Below are 18227 nucleotides of genomic sequence, written 5' to 3' on the forward strand. Positions count from 1 at the left end.
AGCGCGGCCGCGTCGTCCGGCGCCGCCTCGAGCACGGCGCCGTCGTCGAGCGCGCACGCCGACCCGGCCGCCCTCGACGTCGTCGTGAACAAGACCCGCCCCGTGGCCCCGCCCGACTGGGCGCCCTCGGATCTGGTGGCCGTGCCCGGCAGCGAGCTGCCCCTGCGCGCGGAGGCCGCGACGGCGGCCGGCGACCTGGTGGATGCCGCCGCGGCGGCGGGCCACCGCCTCACCACCCTGAGCGCCTACCGTTCGTACGACTACCAGGTCCGGACGTATGGCCACTGGGTCGACGAGCTGGGCCACGCCGAGGCCGACCGCGTCTCCGCGCGTCCGGGGTACTCCGAGCATCAGACCGGCCTGGCCTGGGACGTGGGCGACGCCGCGACCCCCGCGTGTGACCTGGAAGCGTGCTTCGGCGACACCGCCGCGGGCCGTTGGGTGGCGGCGCACGCCGCCGAGTACGGGTTCGTCGTCCGCTATCCCGCCGGGGCCGAGGACGTGACGGGCTTCGATCACGAGCCGTGGCACCTGCGCTACGTCGGGTCCGCGGAGGCGGCCCGGGTCGAGGCGGCCGGCGGCGTCCTCGAGACCGCGTGGGGTCTGCCGCCGGCGCCGGACTACGCGGACTGAGACGCACGACCCTGTACCGCGCCGCCTTCGTGACACGTAGGATTCTCCCCATGCTCCAGGGATTCAAAGACTTCATCATGAAGGGCAACGTCCTCGACCTTGCCGTCGCCGTCATCATCGGCGCCGCCTTCGGCAAGATCGTGAACGCGCTCGTCGAGGCGGTCCTCATGCCGCTCATCGCCGCCGCCGTGGGCTCGCCGAACTTCGACTCGTTCGCCGTGCTGACGGTCAACGGCAACGACGTGAAGTTCGGCGTGCTGCTCACCGCCATCGTCAACTTCCTGCTCATCGCCGCGGCCGTGTACTTCGCCATCGTGATGCCGATGAACAAGATGATCGAGGCCCGCAACCGCCGCCTCGGCATCGACCCCGCCGAGGAGGAGGTGGCCGCCGACGTCGCCGTGCTCACCGAGATCCGCGACCTGCTCGCCGAGCGCCGCGGCGGCCCCACCTCCGGGACCACCGCCCTCTGATCTCCCCCTGTCCGACGCCGAAGGGCCCGGGACGACTCACGCGAGTCGCCCCGGGCCCTTCCTTCATGCCCGCGGCGGCGCGGGGGCCGTGCCCTCAGGGACGCGACGTCGTCCGGTCCGCGCTGGACCCGGCGTCCGGGGCGACCTCCGAGTCCTGCCGGTCCGGATCCAGGCACGGCAACCACTCCACGGGGGCGCTCTGCCGCGCGCACACGGGCGCGTCCACGGCGAGGAACGCGGCCGACCACAGGACCGCCAGCCCCGCGAGCAGCCCCGCGAACAGGGTCCAGCGGCGGGGCCGGGGGGCCGCGTCCGACGTCATCGGTCCGGTCAGTCGTGCAGGCGCAGCTCGCGCTGCACGACGTCGGCCAGCACCTGGGCCTCCCGGCCGGCGGTCTCCTCGTCCGGGGCCTCGACCATGACGCGCACGACCGGTTCCGTGCCCGACGGGCGCAGCAGCACGCGGCCGGTCTCGCCGAGGCGGGCCTCCGCCTCGGCCACCGCCGCCTGGACGGCCTCGTCCTCGGCGGCGCGGGACTTGTCCACGCCGCGCACGTTCACGAGGACCTGGGGCAGCCGGTCCATCACCGCGGCCAGCTCGGAGAGCGGGGTGCCGGTCTCGGCGACGCGCGAGGCGAGCTGCAGGCCGGTGAGGACACCGTCACCGGTGGTGGCGTGGTCCGAGAAGATCACGTGGCCGGACTGCTCGCCGCCGAGCGAGTAGTCGCCGAGCTTCATGCCGGCCAGGACGTAGCGGTCGCCCACCTGGGTCTCGACGAGCTGGACGCCCTCCCGGCCCATGGCCAGCTTCAGGCCCAGGTTGGACATGACGGTCACGACCAGGGTGTCGTCGCGCAGGACGCCGCGGTCCTTGAGTGCCACGGCCATGACGCCCATGATCTGGTCGCCGTCGACGACCTCGCCGCGCTCGTCCACGGCGAGGCACCGGTCGGCGTCGCCGTCGTGCGCGATGCCGAGGTCCGCGCCGTGCTCGCGCACGGCCGCCTGGAGCTTCTCGAGGTGGGTGGAGCCGTAGCCGTCGTTGATGTTGAGTCCGTCCGGGGACGCGCCGATCACCACGACCTCCGCGCCGGCGGCGCGGAACGCCTCGGGCGAGCAGCCGGCGGCCGCGCCGTGTGCGCAGTCCAGGACGACCTTGAGCCCGTCCAGCCGGTGCGGGAGGGTCTGCAGGAGGTGGAGGACGTAGCGGTCCTCGGCGTCCGCGAAGACGCGCACGCGGCCCACGTCCGCGCCCTGGGGCCGCCGCGGCGTCACGCCCTCGAGGTGACGGATGATCTCGTCCTCCTGCGCGTCGGTCAGCTTCTCGCCGCCGCGCGCGAGGAACTTGATGCCGTTGTCCGGGGCCGGGTTGTGGGAGGCGGAGATCATCACGCCGAAGTCGGCGTCCAGGTCCCCCACGAGATAGGCGGCGGCGGGAGTCGGCAGCACGCCGGCGTCCCACACGTCCACGCCCGAGGACGCCAGACCCGCCTGCACGGCGGCCGCGATGAACTCGCCGCTGATGCGCGGGTCCCGGGCCACGACGGCGACCGGGCGTCGGCCGGCGTCGAAGGCCTCCGCGCCGAGGACGGGCGAGGCGGCCTGGGCCAGCTGGACGGACAACTCCACGGTGAGGGTCTCGTTGGCCAGGCCACGGACGCCATCGGTTCCGAACAATCTCGACATGATCAGTCAGTGTAGGGGCCGCCCCTGCGGCCTGCATCACGGGAGGGTCACGAAACGGGCCGGGGGGCGGTAGCATCGGACCGGTCGAGCCCCCGCGGCCGCGCCCGTCCGCTCACATCCGCCCGGGAGGCCCCGCCCCGAACCCGAAGGACCTCGATCCATGCCCGACGTGACCCCGCCCCCGCCCTCCCGTTCCTGGACGCGCCGCAGCGTGCTGGGCGGCACGGGCCTGGCGATCGCCGCCGGCGTGGCCGGCTGCGGGCGTGATGAGCAGGCCGAGCAGAGCTCGGAGGGCGACGAGCAGGCCACCCGCCTGCCCGCCCCGGACATCATCACCACGGCGCAGTGGGGCGCCATGCAGCCCAACTACTACCTGCAGACCCTGAACGAGCGCCCCTCCTACCTGGTGATCCACCACACCACCACGCCGAACGTCACGGACGGCTCCCGGGAGGCGGCGGAAAGCATCGCACAGGTGGTCCAGAACGCGCACATGAGCCCCGCGAACGACTGGGGCGATACCGGGCAGCACTTCACCGTCTCCCGCGGCGGCTTTGCGATGGAGGGCCGCCACGGCTCCCGGCACGCGCTCGAGGGCGGACAGACGTTCATGCTCGGCGTCCACGCGCTCGGGTTCAACGCGTATGCGCTCGGCATCGAGTGCGAGGGGCTGTACATGCTGAACCCGCCGCCGCAGAGCCTCTACGCCGGCCTGGTGCCGCTCGTCGCCTACATCTGCCAGCAGTACGAGCTGCCGCCGTCCCGCATCATCGGCCACCGCGACGTCACCGCCACCAGCTGCTGCGGCGACGCGTTCTACGCCAAGCTGCCGATCCTGCGCGAGGACGTCCGCCTCTCCCTGGCCTCGGGCGAGTACCACGTCTCGGAGGGCTTCGGGGCGGACAACCTCTTCGACGACGCCCACGTCACCCCGGAGTACGTGGAGGAGGAGCGCGGCTGAATCCGCCCCCGCACACGACGGCGCCCCTCCCCGGACGGTGAGGGGCGCCGTCGTGTGCGGCCCGGTCAGCGCACGCGCGGGAACGAGCCGCCGGAGACCTCGCCGTACTCGGCCAGCTCGTTGGCCGGGCCGCAGATCTGCGGGTCGGGGCGGTGGACGATGCGCTCGTCCTTGTCCGGGTAGGGCAGCGTGTGCAGCACGTGGCGGATGGCCTCGAGGCGGGCGCGCTTCTTGTCGTTCGACTTCACGACGGTCCACGGGGCGTCGGCCGTGTGCGTGTAGAAGAACATGGCCTCCTTCGCGTTCGTGTAGTCGTCCCACTTGTCCAGGGAGGCCAGGTCGGTGGGCGAGAGCTTCCAGCGACGCACCGGGTCGGTCTCCCGCGCCGCGAAGCGGTTGAGCTGCTCACGCTGGGACACGGAGAACCAGAACTTGATGATGTGCACGCCGGAGTTGACGAGCATGCGCTCCAGCTCAGGGGTCTCGCGCATGAACTCGAGGTGCTGGATGTAGCACTGGAAGTACCACTGCGAGGCCTCCTCCTCCGTGGGCTTCTCCAGGGCCACGGTCCGGGCGCCGCGGGGGTTGAGGTGCTCGTTGAAGCGCTTGATGGCGCCGCCCTTGTCGGCGGCGTCGCGGCCCTCGAAGATGATCAGGACCTTCTGGCCGGTCTCCTTGACCCAGAGCTGCATCTTCAGCAGCTCGATCTGCAGCTCGCGCTTGCGTCGTTCGTAGCTCTTGCGGCTGAGCTTGGTCTTGTACGGGTAGCCCTCACGCCAGGCCTGCGGGTCCGGGGTGGGGGGTCTTCTTCTCCCCGCCGAGCTTGCGGCCCAGCTCCCGGATCTCGTCCACCTCGGCGGCGTAGTCACGGGTCACGGCGAAGGGGGCCTGCGCGGCGTGCTCCGTGCCGTGCTCGCCACGGGTGCGGGGGTCGGGCGTGGGACTCGTGTTCTCGGCCACGGCGGCTCCCGAGGGTGTCTCCGATCGGACCGCGCACCGGACGGGCGAGCGGCCCGTCATGGCGTCGTCGCCATGCGCCTTCATATTACCCCTGGGTCAGGTGCCGCCGGCCCACGGAGACGGCGGACGCCCCGCCCCGCTCGTGAGGAGCGGGACGGGGCGTCGGCGGGGGCACGGTGGGGACACCGTGCGGCGCAGGATCAGCGCTTCGAGAACTGCGAGGCCTTGCGGGCCTTCTTGAGGCCGGCCTTCTTGCGCTCGATGACGCGGGCGTCGCGGGTCAGGAAGCCGGCCTTCTTGAGCGCCGGGCGGTTGTGCTCGCGGTCGATCTCGTTGAGGGCGCGGGAGATGCCCAGGCGCAGCGCACCGGCCTGGCCGGAGGGGCCGCCGCCGTGGATGCGGGCGATCACGTCGTAGGCGCCGGTCAGCTCCAACAGCGTGAAGGGGTCGGAGACCTCCTGCTGGTGCAGCTTGTTCGGGAAGTAGTTCTCCAGGGCGCGGCCGTTGATGGTCCACTGGCCGGAGCCGGGGACGAGGCGCACGCGGGCCACGGCCTCCTTGCGGCGGCCGACGGCGGAGCCGGGCACGGTCAGGGCCGGGCGCTCGGAGGCGACGGGGGCCTCGGCGGCGGCGGTGGACTCAGAGGTGTAGCTCGTCAGCTCCACGTCGTCGTTCTCGTTGATGCTCATGGTTCTCCTCAGGGAAGGTCTGCGTCAGTGGCCCGCCGGGGTCACTGGGCGACCTGGCCGATCTCGAAGGTCTGGGGCTGCTGGGCGGTGTGCGGGTGCTCGGCGCCCTTGTACACCTTCAGCTTGGAGAGCTGCTGGGCGGCCAGCGAGTTCTTCGGGAGCATGCCCTTGACGGCCTTCTCCACGGCGCGGACCGGGTTGGTCTCGAGCAGCTCGGCGTAGGACTGCGACTTCAGGCCGCCCGGGTAGCCCGAGTGGCGGTAGGCGCGCTTCTTCTCGAGCTTGGCGCCGGTGAGGGCGACCTTCTCGGCGTTCACGATGATGACGTAGTCGCCCATGTCCATGTGGGGGGCGAACGTCGGCTTGTGCTTGCCGCGCAGGAGGGTGGCGGTGTGGGAGGCCAGGCGGCCGAGGACGACGTCGGTGGCATCGATGATGTGCCACTGACGGTCGGCGTCACCAGGCTTGGGAGAGTACGTACGCACGTTGTCTGCCTTCAGGGTCGGTGGTGGTCCACAGCACCTGCCCGCCGGGTCGTGATTCCGGCGCGCTCGCGCTGTCAGTTCTCCGTGCGCGCCGGTCCCCCAGGTGAGGGCTGGAAGGCGTCCGGGCCCGATGCCCCGGGGGTGCGGCGCGAGCTGAAGGCCATGCAACTGAGCCACTCGCGGCACGACGCATCCGGGTGCGGGCATGCGCAACGTCCACCCATCCTACCGAACGCGGGCCTCGGAGCCAAAAGCCGTCGCCGCGGGCGACCCCGGCTCACAGGGTCCGCTTCGCCCGGGTGCCCTCGGCGCGCCGGCGCAGCTCCGCCGCCTCGTCGGGATAGCCGACGGCGAGCAGCGTCAGCCCCCCGGGCGGGGCGAGGCGCACCTCGGAGTCGCGGGCCGGCCTCGCCACCCGGTGCGCGAGCCAGCCGGGCTCGCGGGCCCCCTCCCCCACCTGCAGTAGCGCCCCGACGATCGCCCGGACCATGTTGTGGCAGAACGCGTCGGCCCGGATCCGGACGCGCACGACGCCGTCCACATCGCGTCGCACCTCCAGGCGCTGGACCTCGCGGATGGTCGTGGCGCCCTCGCGGGGCCGGCAGAAGGACAGGAAGTCGTGCAGTCCGAGGACGGCGTCGGCCTCCAGCGCCATGAGGCGATCGTCCAGGGCGGCGGCGTGCCAGTGGGTGAAGCCCCGCGTGCGCGGGTCACGCGCGGCGGGCGCGTCGTCGATCCGGTACTCGTACTCGCGCCACAGCGCGCTGAACCGCGCGTCGAAGCCCGCGGGGGCCCGCCGCGCCCCGTGCACGACGACGGCCCCGCCCCACCCGGAGAGCACCCCGCCGAGGCGGCGGGTCAGGGAGGTGGCCGGTTCCAGGCCGGGGCGGCCACGGGTCAGGCCCACCCACTCCGCCTCGGTCAGGTCGAGGTGGACGACCTGACCGCGCGCGTGCACCCCCGCGTCGGTGCGACCGGCGACCACCGTGCGCACGGGCCGGCGCAGGATCCGCTCGAGCCCGTCCTCCAGCGCACCCTGGACCGAGTCGAGACCGGGCTGGCGGGCCCAGCCGTGGAAGGCGCCGCCGTCGTAGGCCAGGTCCAGGCGGACGCGCACGGACGCGGGTTCCCCGGGCGCCGGCGGGGCGTCCGGGCGGTGCTGCTCGCTCATGCTGCTCCTCAAGCGGGTCGGGGCGGGACCGGGGACGGCGAAGGGCCGCCCACCGGGTGGTGGACGGCCCTCGCCGATGCGTCGTCACGGGGACGGACGCGGACTCACGCGCTGGCGTCAGGCCATCTTCTGGGCGGCCTCGCCACCGGCAGGCTCGAAGCCCGCGGCCTTGGCCTCCTCGACGGTGGAGAACCAGACCTCGGCGGTGGTCTGGTCGTACCAGCGCGAGCCGGGGACGTGGTACTTCTTCGAGCTGGCGTTGCCCTTGATGGTGGCCTCGGCCGGAGCCGAGCCGTCCTCGTTGGTGGGCACGGCGCCGTCGATCTCGGCGGCGGCCTCCTGCGACTCGGCCACGGTGACCTCCTCGGTGGCGGCCGGGTCGACGGCCTCCACCGGGGTGGACTCGGCCGGGGCGGCCGGCGCGGACGCGGCGGCCTGCTCGGCCTCACGCACGACGGCCTGCTTGCCGGAGATCGGCTCCATGATCAGCTCGATCACGGCCATGGGCGCGTTGTCGCCCTGGCGGTTGCCGATCTTGGTGATGCGGGTGTAGCCGCCGTTGCGCTCGGCCATCGCCGGGCCGATCACGGTGAACAGCTCGTGCACGACCGCCTTGTTGGTGCGGTTCTTGGCGGCGATGAGACCCTGCACCTTGCGGCGGGCCGGCAGATCGCCCTTCTTGGCGAAGGTGATCAGGCGCTCGGCGTACGGGCGCAGGCGCTTGGCGCGGGTGAGCGTCGTGGTGATCGACTTGTGCTCGAACAGCTGGGCGGACATGTTCGCCAGCATGATGCGCTCGTGGGCCGGGCTGCCGCCCAGACGCGGACCCTTGGTGGGGGTAGGCATGGTGTTTCTCCTCGGGTGGGACCCTGCAGCCGGCTGCGGCGTTGGGTCGAAGATGTCAGGTGGTGCGGAATCGGCTCAGAAGTCCGAGAACGGGTCGTCGTCCATCTGGCGCGCGTGCGCCTGCGGGTCGTAGCCGGCCGGCGAGTCCTTGAGGGACAGGCCCAGCTCCTGGAGCTTCTCCTTGACCTCGTCGATGGACTTCGCGCCGAAGTTGCGGATGTCCATCAGGTCGGCCTCGGAACGGCCCACGAGCTCACCCACGGTGTGGATGCCCTCGCGCTTGAGGCAGTTGTACGAGCGCACGGTGAGCTCGAGCTCCTCGATCGGCTGGGCCAGGTCGGCGGAGCCCTCGACGACCTCGGGCTCGTCGCCCAGGTCGATGCCCTCGGCCTCGACGTTGAGCGAGCGGGCCAGGCCGAACAGCTCGACCAGGGTGGAGCCGGCAGAGGCCACCGCGTCACGCGGCAGCATGTTCTCCTTGGTCTCCACGTCCAGGATCAGACGGTCGAAGTCGGTGCGCTGCTCCACACGGGTGGCCTCGACCTTGAAGGTCACCTTGAGGACCGGGGAGTAGATGGAGTCGACCGGGATGCGGCCGATCTCCGCGTCCGCGGACTTGTTCTGGGCGGCGGTCACGTAGCCGCGACCGCGCTCGATGGTCAGCTCCATGTCGAACTTGCCCTTCGCGTTCAGGGTCGCGATGTGCAGGTCCGGGTTGTGGATCTCGACGCCGGCCGGCGCGGTGATGTCCGCGGCGGTGACGACGCCGGCCCCCTGCTTGCGCAGGTAGGCCACCACGGGCTCGTCGTTCTCCGAGGAGACGGAGAGCTTCTTGATGTTGAGGATGATCTCGGTGACATCCTCCTTGACTCCGTTGACGGTGCTGAACTCGTGCAGCACGCCGTCCACGCGGATGCTGGTCACGGCAGCACCGGGGATCGACGAGAGCAGAGTGCGGCGCAGGGAGTTGCCGAGGGTGTAGCCGAAGCCGGGCTCCAGGGGCTCGATGACGAACCGGGAACGACGGTCGGAGACGACCTCTTCGGTCAGCGTGGGGCGCTGTGCAATGAGCACGGACATTTCCTTTCGGCGAGCGTCCGCCATATGACGCACGCGGTGGGTGGAAACGAGGACGGGGTGGGGGCAGGTCCGCAGACCTGTCCGCGTCCGCCCCGGGCGGGGGCGGACGCGGACACAGCGCTCAGGTCAGACGCGGCGGCGCTTCGCCGGGCGAGCGCCGTTGTGGGCCATGGGGGTGACGTCCTGGATGGACCCCACCTCGAGGCCGGCGGCCTGCAGGGAGCGGATGGCGGTCTCGCGGCCCGAGCCCGGACCCTTCACGAAGACGTCCACCTTCTTCATGCCGTGCTCCTGCGCACGCTTGGCGGCCTGCTCGGCGGCCATCTGCGCGGCGTACGGGGTCGACTTGCGCGACCCCTTGAAGCCGACCTCGCCGGACGAGGCCCAGGAGATGACGGCACCCGTGGTGTCCGTGATGGACACGATGGTGTTGTTGAACGTGCTCTTGATGTGGGCCTGGCCCACGGTGATGTTCTTGTTGGCCTTGCGACGCGGCTTGCGGGCAGCCGATGCGCGAGTCTTGGGGGGCATGTGATTCTCCTCCGGGAAAGCTGCTGGTGCTGATGCTGCGGGCGGGGCGTCCGGACGTGGACGCGGTCACCGCCGGTGCAGGATCACTTCTTCTTGCCGGCGACCGTCTTCTTGGGGCCCTTGCGGGTACGGGCGTTGGTCTTCGTGCGCTGGCCGCGCACCGGCAGGCCGCGGCGGTGGCGCAGGCCCTCGTAGGAGCCGATCTCCACCTTGCGACGGATGTCGGCGGCCACCTCGCGGCGGAGGTCGCCCTCCACCTTGTAGCTGCCCTCGATGTGGTCGCGCAGCTGCACCAGCTGCTCGTCGGAGAGGTCCTTCACGCGGATGTTCGGGTCGATGCCCGTGGCGGCGAGGGTCTCCTCAGCGCGGGTCTTGCCCACACCGTAGATGTACGTGAGTGCGATGATCACGCGCTTCTCGCGCGGAATGTCAACGCCTGCAAGACGAGCCATGTGGCCGTCCTCCTGTTCTTCTGCAGCAGGGGTCTGCACCAGGGACGTCCCGTACGACGCGGCACTGGGCCTCGCGGACCCGTCGTCGCGGCGCCGGGGAAGATCCGGCGTGCTCCGCGGCGGGCGTCCGCCGTCGTCGGTCTCCGGCCCCTGCGGCCGGAGGTGGGGGCCCTCCCCTCACGGGGTGGACCGCTGTCCCTGCTGTTCGGCCCGATGGCCGGTGGGTGGTGTGGTCAACGCGACGGCGTCGCTCCCCGGGCTCCCGGGGAGGCGATCAGCCCTGGCGCTGCTTGTGGCGCGGGTTCGAGCAGATCACCAGCACGCGGCCCTTACGGCGCACGACCTGGCACTTGTCACAAATCCGCTTCACGCTCGGCTGAACCTTCACGGCTCTTCCTCCTGCGCTCGCTTGGACGGGGGTTCTTACTTGTATCGGTACACGATCCGACCCCGGTTGAGGTCGTACGGGCTAAGCTCCACCACGACGCGATCCTCGGGGAGGATGCGGATGTAGTGCTGACGCATCTTTCCGGAGATCGTGGCGAGCACGACGTGCTCGTTCTGCAGACGGACCCGGAACATCGCGTTCGGCAATGCCTCCGACACCGTGCCCTCGACCTCGATGACACCTTCCTTCTTAGCCATGTCCTCCACAATCGTCATGCCCCGGGCACGGCCGCGGAGGGCCGGATGACGGGGCGGGAACGGGTCTGCTCGCCGGCGCACACGAGTGCGCGCACACGAACAACGTTCGATGATACCGCATTCTCGGTCTGAGAACCAGCACAGACGAGGACGGCCGCCCGGTCCGCCGGACGGGCGGGACGGACGGCCGACAGCTCGGGCCCCTCACTCCCCCGGCGGGACCGGGACCACGCCGAACCGGGCGAGCTCGGAGGCGCCGCCGTCGGGCGCGGTGAGCACCCACACACCGCCGTCGTGCCGGCAGACCGAGTGCTCCCACTGGCTCGCGCGGGCGCCGTCGAGGGTCACCACGGTCCAGTCGTCCGCGAGCACCTTCGTGTCGATGGAGCCGCGCACCAGCATCGGCTCGATGGCGAGCGCCAGACCGGAGCGGATCTTGGGCCCCCGGTGGCCGGTGCGGTAGTTGAACACGTCCGGCGGCAGGTGCATGGCCGAGCCGATGCCGTGCCCCACGTACTCCTCGAGGATGCCGAGCTCCTCGCCCGGCTGCGCGGAGACGAAGTCGTCGATGGCGTCCCCGATGTCCCCGACGTGGGTGGCGGAGGCGAAGGCCGCGATGCCGACCCAGAGCGCCTCCCGCGTGATCGCCGAGAGGCGCTCGTCGGCCGGGTCCGCGGTGCCGGCCGCGGAGGAGCCCAGGATCACCGTGCGGGCCGAGTCGGCGTGCCAGCCGTCCACGATCGCGCCCCCGTCGACCTTCAGCACGTCGCCGGTCTGCAGGACCCGGTCCCCGGGGATGCCGTGCACGACCTCGTCGTTGACCGAGGTGCAGATCGAGGCCGGGAAGTCGTAGTAGCCCAGGAAGTTGGAGGTCGCACCGCGCTCGGCCAGCACGCCCGCGAACACGGCGTCCAGCTCCGCGGTGGTGACGCCCGGCGCGGCCGCGGCCAGCGTGGCGTCCAGGGCCTCGGACAGGACCACCCCCGCGCGCTGCATGGCCTGCAGCTGGGGGGCGGTCTTGAGCTCGAGCGAGCGGCGGCCGATCACGGGGTCAGGACTCCGCGCCCGGCTGGATCACGGGCAGGGAGCCCGTGGCGGCGCGCACGGAGTACACGGCCTGCAGCAGGCGCTCGGTGACGTCGTCGATCTGGCCGGTGCCGTCCACGCGGGCGACGATGCCGCGCTCCACGTACTCCTGGATGACGGACTCGGTCTCGCGGTGGTACAGGTCCAGGCGGTGCTCGATGACCTCCTGGGTGTCGTCCGCGCGGCCCTCGATCTCGGCACGCTTGAGCAGACGCTCCACGAGCTCCTCGTCGGGCACCTCCAGCTCGACGACGGCGGACAGCGACTGGCCGGACTCGGCGAGCATGGCGTCCAGCGCCTCGACCTGGCCCTTCGTGCGCGGGTAGCCGTCCAGCAGGAAGCCGTGCTCCGCGTCGGCCTGGGCGATGCGGTCCGCGACCATGCGGTTCGTGACCTCATCGGGGACGAAGTCGCCGTTGTCGATGTACTTCTTGGCCTCGACGCCGAGCGGCGTCATCGACTTCACGTTGTGGCGGAAGATGTCACCGGTGGAGATCGGGACGATCCCCAGCTTGTCGGCGATCCGGGCGGCCTGGGTGCCCTTGCCGGAACCGGGAGGGCCCATGAGCAGCATGCGGGTCATCGTGTGTTCCTCACTGTCGATACGGACGGCGTTGCGGGATCGGGTCGGGGCTCAGCGCAGCAGGCCCTCGTAGTGGCGCTGCTCCATCTGTGCGCTGACCTGCTTCACGGTCTGGAGGCCGACGCCCACCATGATGAGGATGGACGTGCCGCCGAGCGGGAAGTTCTGGCTGGTGCCGATCACCGCGAAGGCGATCAGCGGGATCATGGCCACGATACCCAGGTAGAGGGCGCCCACGAGCGTGATGCGGCTGATGACGTACTGCAGGTAACGCTCGGTGGGCCGGCCGGCGCGGACGCCGGGGATGAAGCCGCCGTAGCGCTTCATGTTGTCCGAGATCTCCACCGGGTTGAACGTGATGGACACGTAGAAGTACGTGAAGCCGATGATGAGCAGGAAGTACAGGGCCATGTACACCGGGTGGTCGCCGGGGCCGAAGTACCGGCTCAGCCACGTGATCCACGGGGCCGGCGCACTGCCGTCCTGCGGCGTGTTGAACTGGATGAGGATGCCCGGGAGCATCAGCACGGAGGAGGCGAAGATGACCGGGATGACGTTGGCCATGTTCACCTTGACCGGGATGTAGGTGCTCGACCCGCCCACGGTCCGCGAGCCGATCTGCCGCTTGGCGTACTGGACCGGGATCCGGCGCTGCGACTCCTCCACGAAGACGATGGCCAGCATGGTGAGCAGGCCGATCCCCATGACGATCGCGAACACGCGCCAGCCCTGCGTCTGGACCACCTGGCCGAGGCCGGCCGGGAAGCCCGCCGCGATGGAGGTGAAGATCAGCAGGGACATGCCGTTGCCCACGCCGTTCTCGGTGATCCGCTCGCCGAACCACATGACGATGAGACAGCCGGTGGTCAGGGCGATGACCACGAGCAGCACCGTGAGGATGGAGCCGTCGCGCAGCAGCGGCAGGCTGCATCCGAGCAGCGCCCCGGTGCGGGCCAGCGAGGCCATCGTGGTCGCCTGCAGCAGGGCGAGGGCGAGGGTCAGGTAACGGGTGTACTGCGTCAGCGTCGCCTGGCCCTGCGGGCCCTCCTGGTGGAGCTGCTCGAAGCGCGGGATCACCACGCGCAGCAGCTGCACGATGATCGACGCCGTGATGTAGGGCATGATGCCGAGCGCGAAGACGGACACCTGCAGGAGCGCCCCGCCCGAGAACATGTTCACGAAGGAGTACAGGCCGCCCTGGGCGTTGCCCGCCGCGAGGCACTGCTGCACCGCCGGGTAGTCCACCCCGGGGGCCGGCACGAAGGCGCCCATCCGGTAGACGGCGATGAGCCCGAGCGTGAAGGCGATCTTCCGCAACAGGTCAGGCGTCCGGACGATCCGGGCGATGGCCTTGAGCACGAGTCCTCCTGCGGTGGTCCTGTGGGGCGCGCCGGCCGCGGGGCGGGGCACGAGACGGCGGCCACACCGGGGCGGCCGCTGTGCGAGTCTACACGGACGGACCGAGGGCCCTGGTCCGGAGCGGCTGCTCCGGGCCAGGGCCCTCGGTGGATGGGTCGGCGTGTCAGAGGGTCTCGGTGGACCCGCCGGCGGCCTGGATCTTCTCCACGGCGGACGAGGAGAAGGCGTTCGCCTTCACCTGCACGGCCGAGGTGATCTCCCCCGTGCCCAGCACCTTCACGGGCTGACCGCGACGGACGAGGCCCTTGGACACGAGCGCGTCCACGGTGACCTCACCGCCCTCGGGGAAGTGCGCGGAGAGCTTGTCCAGGTTCACGACCTGGTACTCCGTGCGGAACGGGTTCTTGAAGCCGCGGAGCTTCGGCAGACGCATCTGCAGGGGCAGCTGGCCGCCCTCGAAGCCCGCACGGACCTGGTAACGGGCCTTGGTGCCCTTGGTGCCGCGACCGGCGGTCTTGCCCTTCGACGCCTCACCGCGACCCACACGGGTCTTGGCGGTCTTGGCACCGGGGGCCGGACGCAGGTCGTGGACCTTGATGGCGTCGTTGTCAGCCATTGTTGACCTCCTCCACGGACACCAGGTGCGGCACGGTGTTGACCATGCCGACCGTCACCGCGTCGGCCTTGCGGGTGACCTGGTGGCCGATCCGCTTCAGGCCCAGCGAGCGCAGGGTGTCCCGATGGTTCTGCTTGGAGCCCGTGACGCCGCGGGTCTGGGTGATGACCAGGGTGGCGTCCGAGGGCTGGATGTTCTTGCGGGTGGGCTCAAACACGGCTCACGCACCTGCCTTCGCGCTCTTCTGGGCGCGATCGTTCTCCATGGTGCGCAGCATCGCATGGGGGGCGATCTCGTCCAGGGCCTTGCCGCGGCGGGCGGCGACGGCCTGGGGCTCTTCCAGCTTCTTGAGGGCGTCCACGGTGCCGCGCACGATGTTGATCGCGTTCACGGAGCCCATGGACTTGGACAGCACGTCGTGGATGCCGGCGCACTCGAGCACGGCGCGCACCGGACCGCCGGCGATCACGCCGGTACCCGGGGAGGCCGGGCGGAGCAGCACGACGCCGGCGGCGTCCTCACCCTGCACCAGGTGCGGGATGGTGGAGCCGACGCGGGGGACGCGGAAGAAGGACTTCTTGGCCTCCTCCACGGCCTTCTGGATCGCGGCGGGGACCTCCTTCGCCTTGCCGTAGCCGACGCCGACGGTGCCGTCGCCGTCACCCACCACCACGAGGGCGGTGAAGGAGAAGCGGCGGCCGCCCTTGACGACCTTGGAGACGCGGTTGATGCCCACGACGCGCTCGAGGAACTGGTCCTTCTCGTCGTCCTGGGCGCCACGACGGTTGCGGTCGTCGCGACGGCCGCCACGACGATCGCCGTCACGGCCACCGCGGCCGCCGTCGCGACCGCCGCGGCCACCGGTGGCGCGCTCGGTGGTCTGGCTCGCCGAGCCCGACCCGGTCTCGGAGACGGTGGTCTCGGTGCTCTCGGTCACCTGAGTGTCCTTCTGGTTGATGTTCTCGGTCACAGCTGCAGCCCACCCTCTCGCGCACCGTCGGCCACGGCCGCGACGCGCCCGTGGTACTTGTTGCCGCCGCGGTCGAAGACCACGGCCTCGATGCCGGCCGCCTTGGCACGCTCGGCGACGAGCTCGCCCACGCGCTTGGCCTTGGCCGTCTTGTCGCCCTCGAGCGCACGCACGTCGGCCTCCATGGTGGAGGCGTACGCGAGCGTGCGGCTCTGCGTGTCGTCCACGACCTGCACGAACATGTGCCGTGCAGAGCGGTTGACGACGAGGCGGGGACGGACGGTGGTGCCGGAGATCCGCTTGCGCACCCGGAGGTGGCGGCGGGTGCGGGCGTTGAACTTGCCCTTGCCCTTCACCTTCAGAGTAGACATCACTTACCTGCCTTTCCGGCCTTGCGGCGGATCTGCTCGCCCGCGTAGCGCACGCCCTTGCCCTTGTACGGGTCGGGGCGGCGCAGCTTGCGGATGTTGGCGGCGGTCTCGCCGACCTGCTGCTTGTCGATACCGGCGACGGTGACCTTGTTGCCCTCCACCGTGAAGGTGATGCCCTGGGGCGCCTTCACCGGGACGGGGTGGGAGTAGCCCAGGGCGAACTCGAGGTCCTGGCCCTTGGCCTGCACGCGGTAGCCGGTGCCGACGACCTCGAGCTGCTTGGAGAAGCCGTTGGTCACGCCCTCGACCATGTTGCTGATGAGGGTGCGGGTCAGACCGTGCAGGGAACGGGACTCACGCTCGTCGTCGGGGCGGGCCACGGTGACCTGCCCCTCCTCGAGGGTGACCGTGATGGGCGTGGGCAGCGAGTGCTCGAGCTGGCCCTTGGGGCCCTTCACGGAGACGCGGTCGCCGTCGATGGTCACATCGACGCCGGCGGGGATGGTGATCGGGAGACGTCCGATTCGAGACATGTCAGTTCAGCCTTTCTTCCGTCTTGCCCGTCACCAGACGTAGGCGAGGACTTCTCCGCCCACGCCCTTCTTGGCGGCCTGCTGGTTCGTGAGGAGACCAGAGGAGGTGGACAGGATGGCGATGCCGAGGCCGCCCAGCACGTGGGGCAGGTTCGTGGACTTCGCGTACACGCGCAGGCCCGGCTTGGAGATGCGGCGCAGGCCGGCGATCGCACGCTCACGCTGCGGGCCGAACTTCAGGTCGATGGTCAGCTTCTTGCCGACCTCGGCCTCCTCCTCGCGCCAGTCCTGGATGTAGCCCTCGGCCTTGAGGATCTCGGCGACGCGAGTCTTCAGCTTCGAGGACGGCATGGACACGGTGTCGTGGTAGGCCGAGTTTGCGTTGCGCAGACGGGTCAGCATGTCTGCGACGGGATCGGTCATGGTCATGTGGGCTTCACGCCCTTTCTCGCCGTGGTTTCCGCCACCGGTTCACCGGTGGAGGACCTGTGGCGTGGAGGTCTTACTGGTCGGTCTTGAACGGGAAGCCCAGCGCCTTGAGCAGCGCGCGGCCCTCGTCGTCGTTCTTGGCGGTCGTCACCACGGTGATGTCCATGCCGCGCACGCGGTCGATCTTGTCCTGATCGATCTCGTGGAACACGGTCTGCTCGGACAGGCCGAAGGTGTAGTTGCCGTTGCCGTCGAACTGGCGGTCGGACAGGCCGCGGAAGTCACGGATGCGCGGCAGCGCGAGCGTGACCAGGCGGTCCAGGAACTCCCACATGCGGTCGCCACGGAGCGTGGCGTGCGTGCCGATGGGCATGCCCTCACGCAGCTTGAACTGCGCGATGGACTTGCGGGCCTTGGTGATCATCGGCTTCTGGCCGGTGATGGCGGTGAGGTCGGCGACCGCGCCGTCGATGATCTTGGAGTCCTTGGCGGCCTCGCCGACGCCCATGTTGACGACGACCTTCACGAGACCCGGCACCTGCATGACGTTCCCGTACTGGAACTGCTCCTGCAGGGCGCCGCGGATCTCGTCGCGGTACTTGGTCTTCAGACGCGGGGTGACCTTCTCGGTCTGCTGCACCTCGGTCATCACAGCTCCTTCCCCGAGGCCTTGGCGAAGCGGACCTTCACGGTCTTGCTCACGCCGTCCTTCTCGACGGTCTCGAAGCGGTAGCCCACACGGGTCGGCTTCTTGGTCTCCGGGTCCACCACGGCCACGTTCGAGATGTGGATCGGGGCCTCGACGACCTGCAGGCCGCCCTCGGTGGAACCGTTGTTGTCCTGGCCGGCGCGCAGGTGCTTGGTCACGCGGTTCACGCCCTCGACGAGCACGCGCTCATCCGCCGGGAACACGCGCAGGACCTTGCCCTGCTTGCCCTTGTCCTTGCCACTGATGACCTGGACGAGGTCGTCCTTCTTGATCTTGGCCATGAGGTCAGATCACCTCCGGGGCGAGCGACACGATCTTCATGAACTTCTTGTCACGCAGCTCGCGACCCACGGGGCCGAAGATGCGCGTGCCACGGGGCTCGCCGTCGGTCTTCAGGATGACCGCCGCGTTCTCGTCGAACTTGATGTACGAGCCGTCGGGACGGCGGGACTGCTTGCGGGTGCGGACCACCACGGCCTTGACGACGTCGCCCTTCTTGACGTTGCCGCCGGGGATGGCGTCCTTCACGGTGGCGACGATGGTGTCGCCGATGCCTGCGTAGCGGCGTCCGGAACCGCCGAGAACACGGATGGTCAGGATTTCCTTCGCACCGGTGTTGTCGGCGACCTTGAGCCGCGACTCCTGCTGGATCACTTGTCTCTCCTAGCGTCGCGCCGGTTCTCCCCCACGATGGGCGAGCCTTGCGGAACGGTTGAACGGGCATCCCGGGACGCTTACCCCTCCCCCGAGGCGGGCCGCCCGCCGTCGTCCCCCGGCGACGCGTGTTCAGACAGCGTCGGGGAGGTCGAGAGCGGAGGGGCGCGCAGGGCAGGGCCGAGGCGGATCCGGGATCGGCGTGCGCGGCCCTCGGCACACAGGATGGATGGTCCTGCCAACGAGAGGGCGCACGAATATCAGAGTCTAACGCACAAGGCCGCCCCGTGCCAGTGCACGGGGCG

At 70.5% G+C, this 18227-nt stretch carries 26 protein-coding genes and 1 pseudogene; 3 read left to right on the top strand and 24 right to left on the bottom strand.

Going from position 1 to position 18227, the window contains the following annotated elements; all coding sequences use genetic code 11:
- On the top strand, positions 1 to 633 hold a 633-nt coding region (locus HMPREF3105_RS08755; protein WP_070709273.1), incomplete at its 5' end, for a M15 family metallopeptidase.
- 50 nt (positions 634 to 683) lie between these two features.
- On the top strand, positions 684 to 1106 hold the full coding sequence (gene mscL, locus HMPREF3105_RS08760; protein ID WP_036315841.1) for a large conductance mechanosensitive channel protein MscL: 423 nt from the start codon (positions 684 to 686) through the stop codon (positions 1104 to 1106).
- Between the two features lie 94 nt (positions 1107 to 1200).
- Here mscL and HMPREF3105_RS08765 read toward each other — a convergent pair whose 3' ends face one another.
- On the bottom strand, positions 1201 to 1428 hold the full coding sequence (locus tag HMPREF3105_RS08765; protein ID WP_010080407.1) for a hypothetical protein: 228 nt from the start codon (positions 1426 to 1428) through the stop codon (positions 1201 to 1203).
- Between the two features lie 8 nt (positions 1429 to 1436).
- Positions 1437 to 2792, bottom strand: a complete 1356-nt coding sequence (glmM, locus tag HMPREF3105_RS08770; RefSeq protein WP_029248315.1) for a phosphoglucosamine mutase — start codon at positions 2790 to 2792, stop codon at positions 1437 to 1439.
- Positions 2793 to 2952: 160 nt separating this feature from the next.
- On the opposite strand from glmM, the gene HMPREF3105_RS08775 reads away from it, so the two are divergent.
- Entirely contained in the window at positions 2953 to 3753 is an 801-nt protein-coding gene (locus HMPREF3105_RS08775; RefSeq protein WP_041103278.1) for a peptidoglycan recognition protein family protein, read from the top strand.
- 65 nt (positions 3754 to 3818) lie between these two features.
- Here HMPREF3105_RS08775 and HMPREF3105_RS08780 read toward each other — a convergent pair.
- From HMPREF3105_RS08780 to rplN, 22 genes and pseudogenes are all read right to left on the bottom strand, one after another.
- Positions 3819 to 4713, bottom strand: a pseudogene (locus HMPREF3105_RS08780) (polyphosphate kinase 2).
- A gap of 200 nt (positions 4714 to 4913) precedes the next feature.
- Complete coding sequence (gene rpsI, locus HMPREF3105_RS08785) at positions 4914 to 5402, bottom strand: 30S ribosomal protein S9 (protein WP_036317791.1); 489 nt, start codon at positions 5400 to 5402, stop codon at positions 4914 to 4916.
- A 41-nt stretch (positions 5403 to 5443) separates the two neighbouring features.
- Positions 5444 to 5887, bottom strand: a complete 444-nt coding sequence (rplM, locus tag HMPREF3105_RS08790) for a 50S ribosomal protein L13 (RefSeq protein WP_002857519.1) — start codon at positions 5885 to 5887, stop codon at positions 5444 to 5446.
- A gap of 277 nt (positions 5888 to 6164) precedes the next feature.
- Positions 6165 to 7058, bottom strand: coding sequence for a tRNA pseudouridine synthase A (locus HMPREF3105_RS08795; RefSeq protein ID WP_049146309.1), 894 nt, complete (start codon positions 7056 to 7058; stop codon positions 6165 to 6167).
- Positions 7059 to 7175: 117 nt separating this feature from the next.
- Positions 7176 to 7904, bottom strand: a complete 729-nt coding sequence (gene rplQ / locus HMPREF3105_RS08800) for a 50S ribosomal protein L17, sunset domain variant (RefSeq protein WP_049146305.1) — start codon at positions 7902 to 7904, stop codon at positions 7176 to 7178.
- Positions 7905 to 7979: 75 nt separating this feature from the next.
- The gene (locus HMPREF3105_RS08805) at positions 7980 to 8978 is read right to left on the bottom strand and encodes a DNA-directed RNA polymerase subunit alpha (RefSeq protein ID WP_049146318.1); all 999 of its coding nucleotides are present in this window, start codon (positions 8976 to 8978) and stop codon (positions 7980 to 7982) included.
- Between the two features lie 132 nt (positions 8979 to 9110).
- Positions 9111 to 9515: a 30S ribosomal protein S11 gene (gene rpsK / locus HMPREF3105_RS08810; RefSeq protein WP_002857513.1), complete on the bottom strand. Its 405-nt coding sequence runs from the start codon at positions 9513 to 9515 to the stop codon at positions 9111 to 9113.
- 83 nt (positions 9516 to 9598) lie between these two features.
- Positions 9599 to 9967 carry a 30S ribosomal protein S13 gene (rpsM, locus tag HMPREF3105_RS08815; protein WP_017487821.1) on the bottom strand — a complete coding sequence of 123 codons (369 nt, stop codon included), beginning with the start codon at positions 9965 to 9967 and terminating at the stop codon, positions 9599 to 9601.
- A gap of 274 nt (positions 9968 to 10241) precedes the next feature.
- Positions 10242 to 10355, bottom strand: a complete 114-nt coding sequence (gene rpmJ / locus HMPREF3105_RS12745) for a 50S ribosomal protein L36 (RefSeq protein ID WP_002857509.1) — start codon at positions 10353 to 10355, stop codon at positions 10242 to 10244.
- Between the two features lie 35 nt (positions 10356 to 10390).
- Positions 10391 to 10612, bottom strand: a complete 222-nt coding sequence (infA, locus tag HMPREF3105_RS08820; protein WP_010080397.1) for a translation initiation factor IF-1 — start codon at positions 10610 to 10612, stop codon at positions 10391 to 10393.
- Positions 10613 to 10816: 204 nt separating this feature from the next.
- Positions 10817 to 11659, bottom strand: coding sequence for a type I methionyl aminopeptidase (gene map, locus HMPREF3105_RS08825; RefSeq protein ID WP_080981695.1), 843 nt, complete (start codon positions 11657 to 11659; stop codon positions 10817 to 10819).
- 4 nt (positions 11660 to 11663) lie between these two features.
- Positions 11664 to 12281, bottom strand: a complete 618-nt coding sequence (locus HMPREF3105_RS08830; protein WP_036317780.1) for an adenylate kinase — start codon at positions 12279 to 12281, stop codon at positions 11664 to 11666.
- A 51-nt stretch (positions 12282 to 12332) separates the two neighbouring features.
- Complete coding sequence (secY, locus tag HMPREF3105_RS08835; protein ID WP_049146302.1) at positions 12333 to 13640, bottom strand: preprotein translocase subunit SecY; 1308 nt, start codon at positions 13638 to 13640, stop codon at positions 12333 to 12335.
- A gap of 163 nt (positions 13641 to 13803) precedes the next feature.
- Positions 13804 to 14256, bottom strand: coding sequence for a 50S ribosomal protein L15 (rplO, locus tag HMPREF3105_RS08840; protein ID WP_036317776.1), 453 nt, complete (start codon positions 14254 to 14256; stop codon positions 13804 to 13806).
- The gene (gene rpmD, locus HMPREF3105_RS08845) at positions 14249 to 14473 is read right to left on the bottom strand and encodes a 50S ribosomal protein L30 (protein WP_002857502.1); all 225 of its coding nucleotides are present in this window, start codon (positions 14471 to 14473) and stop codon (positions 14249 to 14251) included. The genes rplO and rpmD overlap by 8 nt, the downstream gene beginning before the upstream one ends.
- Before the next feature lie 3 nt (positions 14474 to 14476).
- On the bottom strand, positions 14477 to 15226 hold the full coding sequence (gene rpsE / locus HMPREF3105_RS08850; RefSeq protein ID WP_002857500.1) for a 30S ribosomal protein S5: 750 nt from the start codon (positions 15224 to 15226) through the stop codon (positions 14477 to 14479).
- Positions 15223 to 15597 (bottom strand): 50S ribosomal protein L18, encoded by a 375-nt coding sequence (rplR, locus tag HMPREF3105_RS08855; protein WP_002857498.1) that lies wholly within the window; start codon positions 15595 to 15597, stop codon positions 15223 to 15225. The genes rpsE and rplR overlap by 4 nt, the downstream gene beginning before the upstream one ends.
- Positions 15597 to 16130 carry a 50S ribosomal protein L6 gene (rplF, locus tag HMPREF3105_RS08860; protein ID WP_036317775.1) on the bottom strand — a complete coding sequence of 178 codons (534 nt, stop codon included), beginning with the start codon at positions 16128 to 16130 and terminating at the stop codon, positions 15597 to 15599. Before rplF ends, rplR begins: the two co-directional genes overlap by 1 nt.
- A 30-nt stretch (positions 16131 to 16160) precedes the next feature.
- Entirely contained in the window at positions 16161 to 16559 is a 399-nt protein-coding gene (rpsH, locus tag HMPREF3105_RS08865) for a 30S ribosomal protein S8 (protein WP_002857494.1), read from the bottom strand.
- A gap of 73 nt (positions 16560 to 16632) precedes the next feature.
- Positions 16633 to 17208 (bottom strand): 50S ribosomal protein L5, encoded by a 576-nt coding sequence (gene rplE, locus HMPREF3105_RS08870; RefSeq protein ID WP_036317773.1) that lies wholly within the window; start codon positions 17206 to 17208, stop codon positions 16633 to 16635.
- Entirely contained in the window at positions 17208 to 17549 is a 342-nt protein-coding gene (gene rplX, locus HMPREF3105_RS08875; protein ID WP_036317770.1) for a 50S ribosomal protein L24, read from the bottom strand. The genes rplE and rplX overlap by 1 nt, the downstream gene beginning before the upstream one ends.
- Positions 17550 to 17553: 4 nt before the next feature.
- Positions 17554 to 17922, bottom strand: a complete 369-nt coding sequence (rplN, locus tag HMPREF3105_RS08880; protein WP_002857487.1) for a 50S ribosomal protein L14 — start codon at positions 17920 to 17922, stop codon at positions 17554 to 17556.
- Positions 17923 to 18227 lie beyond the last annotated feature (305 nt).

The organism is Micrococcus sp. HMSC31B01 (assembly GCF_001816085.1).
GTDB classification, from domain to species: Bacteria; Actinomycetota; Actinomycetes; order Actinomycetales; family Micrococcaceae; genus Micrococcus; species Micrococcus luteus.

Bases quoted from the DNA above. Each gene is read 5' to 3' on its own strand.
- rplE (WP_036317773.1), bottom strand. From the start codon at position 17,208: ATGACCGAGGTGCAGCAGACCGAGAAGGTCACCCCGCGTCTGAAGACC.
- rpsH (WP_002857494.1), bottom strand. From the start codon at position 16,559: ATGACCATGACCGATCCCGTCGCAGACATGCTGACCCGTCTGCGCAAC.
- infA (WP_010080397.1), bottom strand. From the start codon at position 10,612: ATGGCTAAGAAGGAAGGTGTCATCGAGGTCGAGGGCACGGTGTCGGAG.
- rplQ (WP_049146305.1), bottom strand. From the start codon at position 7,904: ATGCCTACCCCCACCAAGGGTCCGCGTCTGGGCGGCAGCCCGGCCCAC.
- mscL (WP_036315841.1), top strand. From the start codon at position 684: ATGCTCCAGGGATTCAAAGACTTCATCATGAAGGGCAACGTCCTCGAC.
- HMPREF3105_RS08765 (WP_010080407.1), bottom strand. From the start codon at position 1,428: ATGACGTCGGACGCGGCCCCCCGGCCCCGCCGCTGGACCCTGTTCGCG.
- glmM (WP_029248315.1), bottom strand. From the start codon at position 2,792: ATGTCGAGATTGTTCGGAACCGATGGCGTCCGTGGCCTGGCCAACGAG.
- rplF (WP_036317775.1), bottom strand. From the start codon at position 16,130: ATGTCTCGAATCGGACGTCTCCCGATCACCATCCCCGCCGGCGTCGAT.
- rpsK (WP_002857513.1), bottom strand. From the start codon at position 9,515: ATGCCCCCCAAGACTCGCGCATCGGCTGCCCGCAAGCCGCGTCGCAAG.
- rplO (WP_036317776.1), bottom strand. From the start codon at position 14,256: ATGGCTGACAACGACGCCATCAAGGTCCACGACCTGCGTCCGGCCCCC.
- HMPREF3105_RS08830 (WP_036317780.1), bottom strand. From the start codon at position 12,281: ATGACCCGCATGCTGCTCATGGGCCCTCCCGGTTCCGGCAAGGGCACC.
- rplR (WP_002857498.1), bottom strand. From the start codon at position 15,597: ATGTCTACTCTGAAGGTGAAGGGCAAGGGCAAGTTCAACGCCCGCACC.
- rpsM (WP_017487821.1), bottom strand. From the start codon at position 9,967: ATGGCTCGTCTTGCAGGCGTTGACATTCCGCGCGAGAAGCGCGTGATC.
- HMPREF3105_RS08795 (WP_049146309.1), bottom strand. From the start codon at position 7,058: ATGAGCGAGCAGCACCGCCCGGACGCCCCGCCGGCGCCCGGGGAACCC.
- rplX (WP_036317770.1), bottom strand. From the start codon at position 17,549: ATGGCCAAGATCAAGAAGGACGACCTCGTCCAGGTCATCAGTGGCAAG.
- rpsI (WP_036317791.1), bottom strand. From the start codon at position 5,402: ATGAGCATCAACGAGAACGACGACGTGGAGCTGACGAGCTACACCTCT.
- HMPREF3105_RS08775 (WP_041103278.1), top strand. From the start codon at position 2,953: ATGCCCGACGTGACCCCGCCCCCGCCCTCCCGTTCCTGGACGCGCCGC.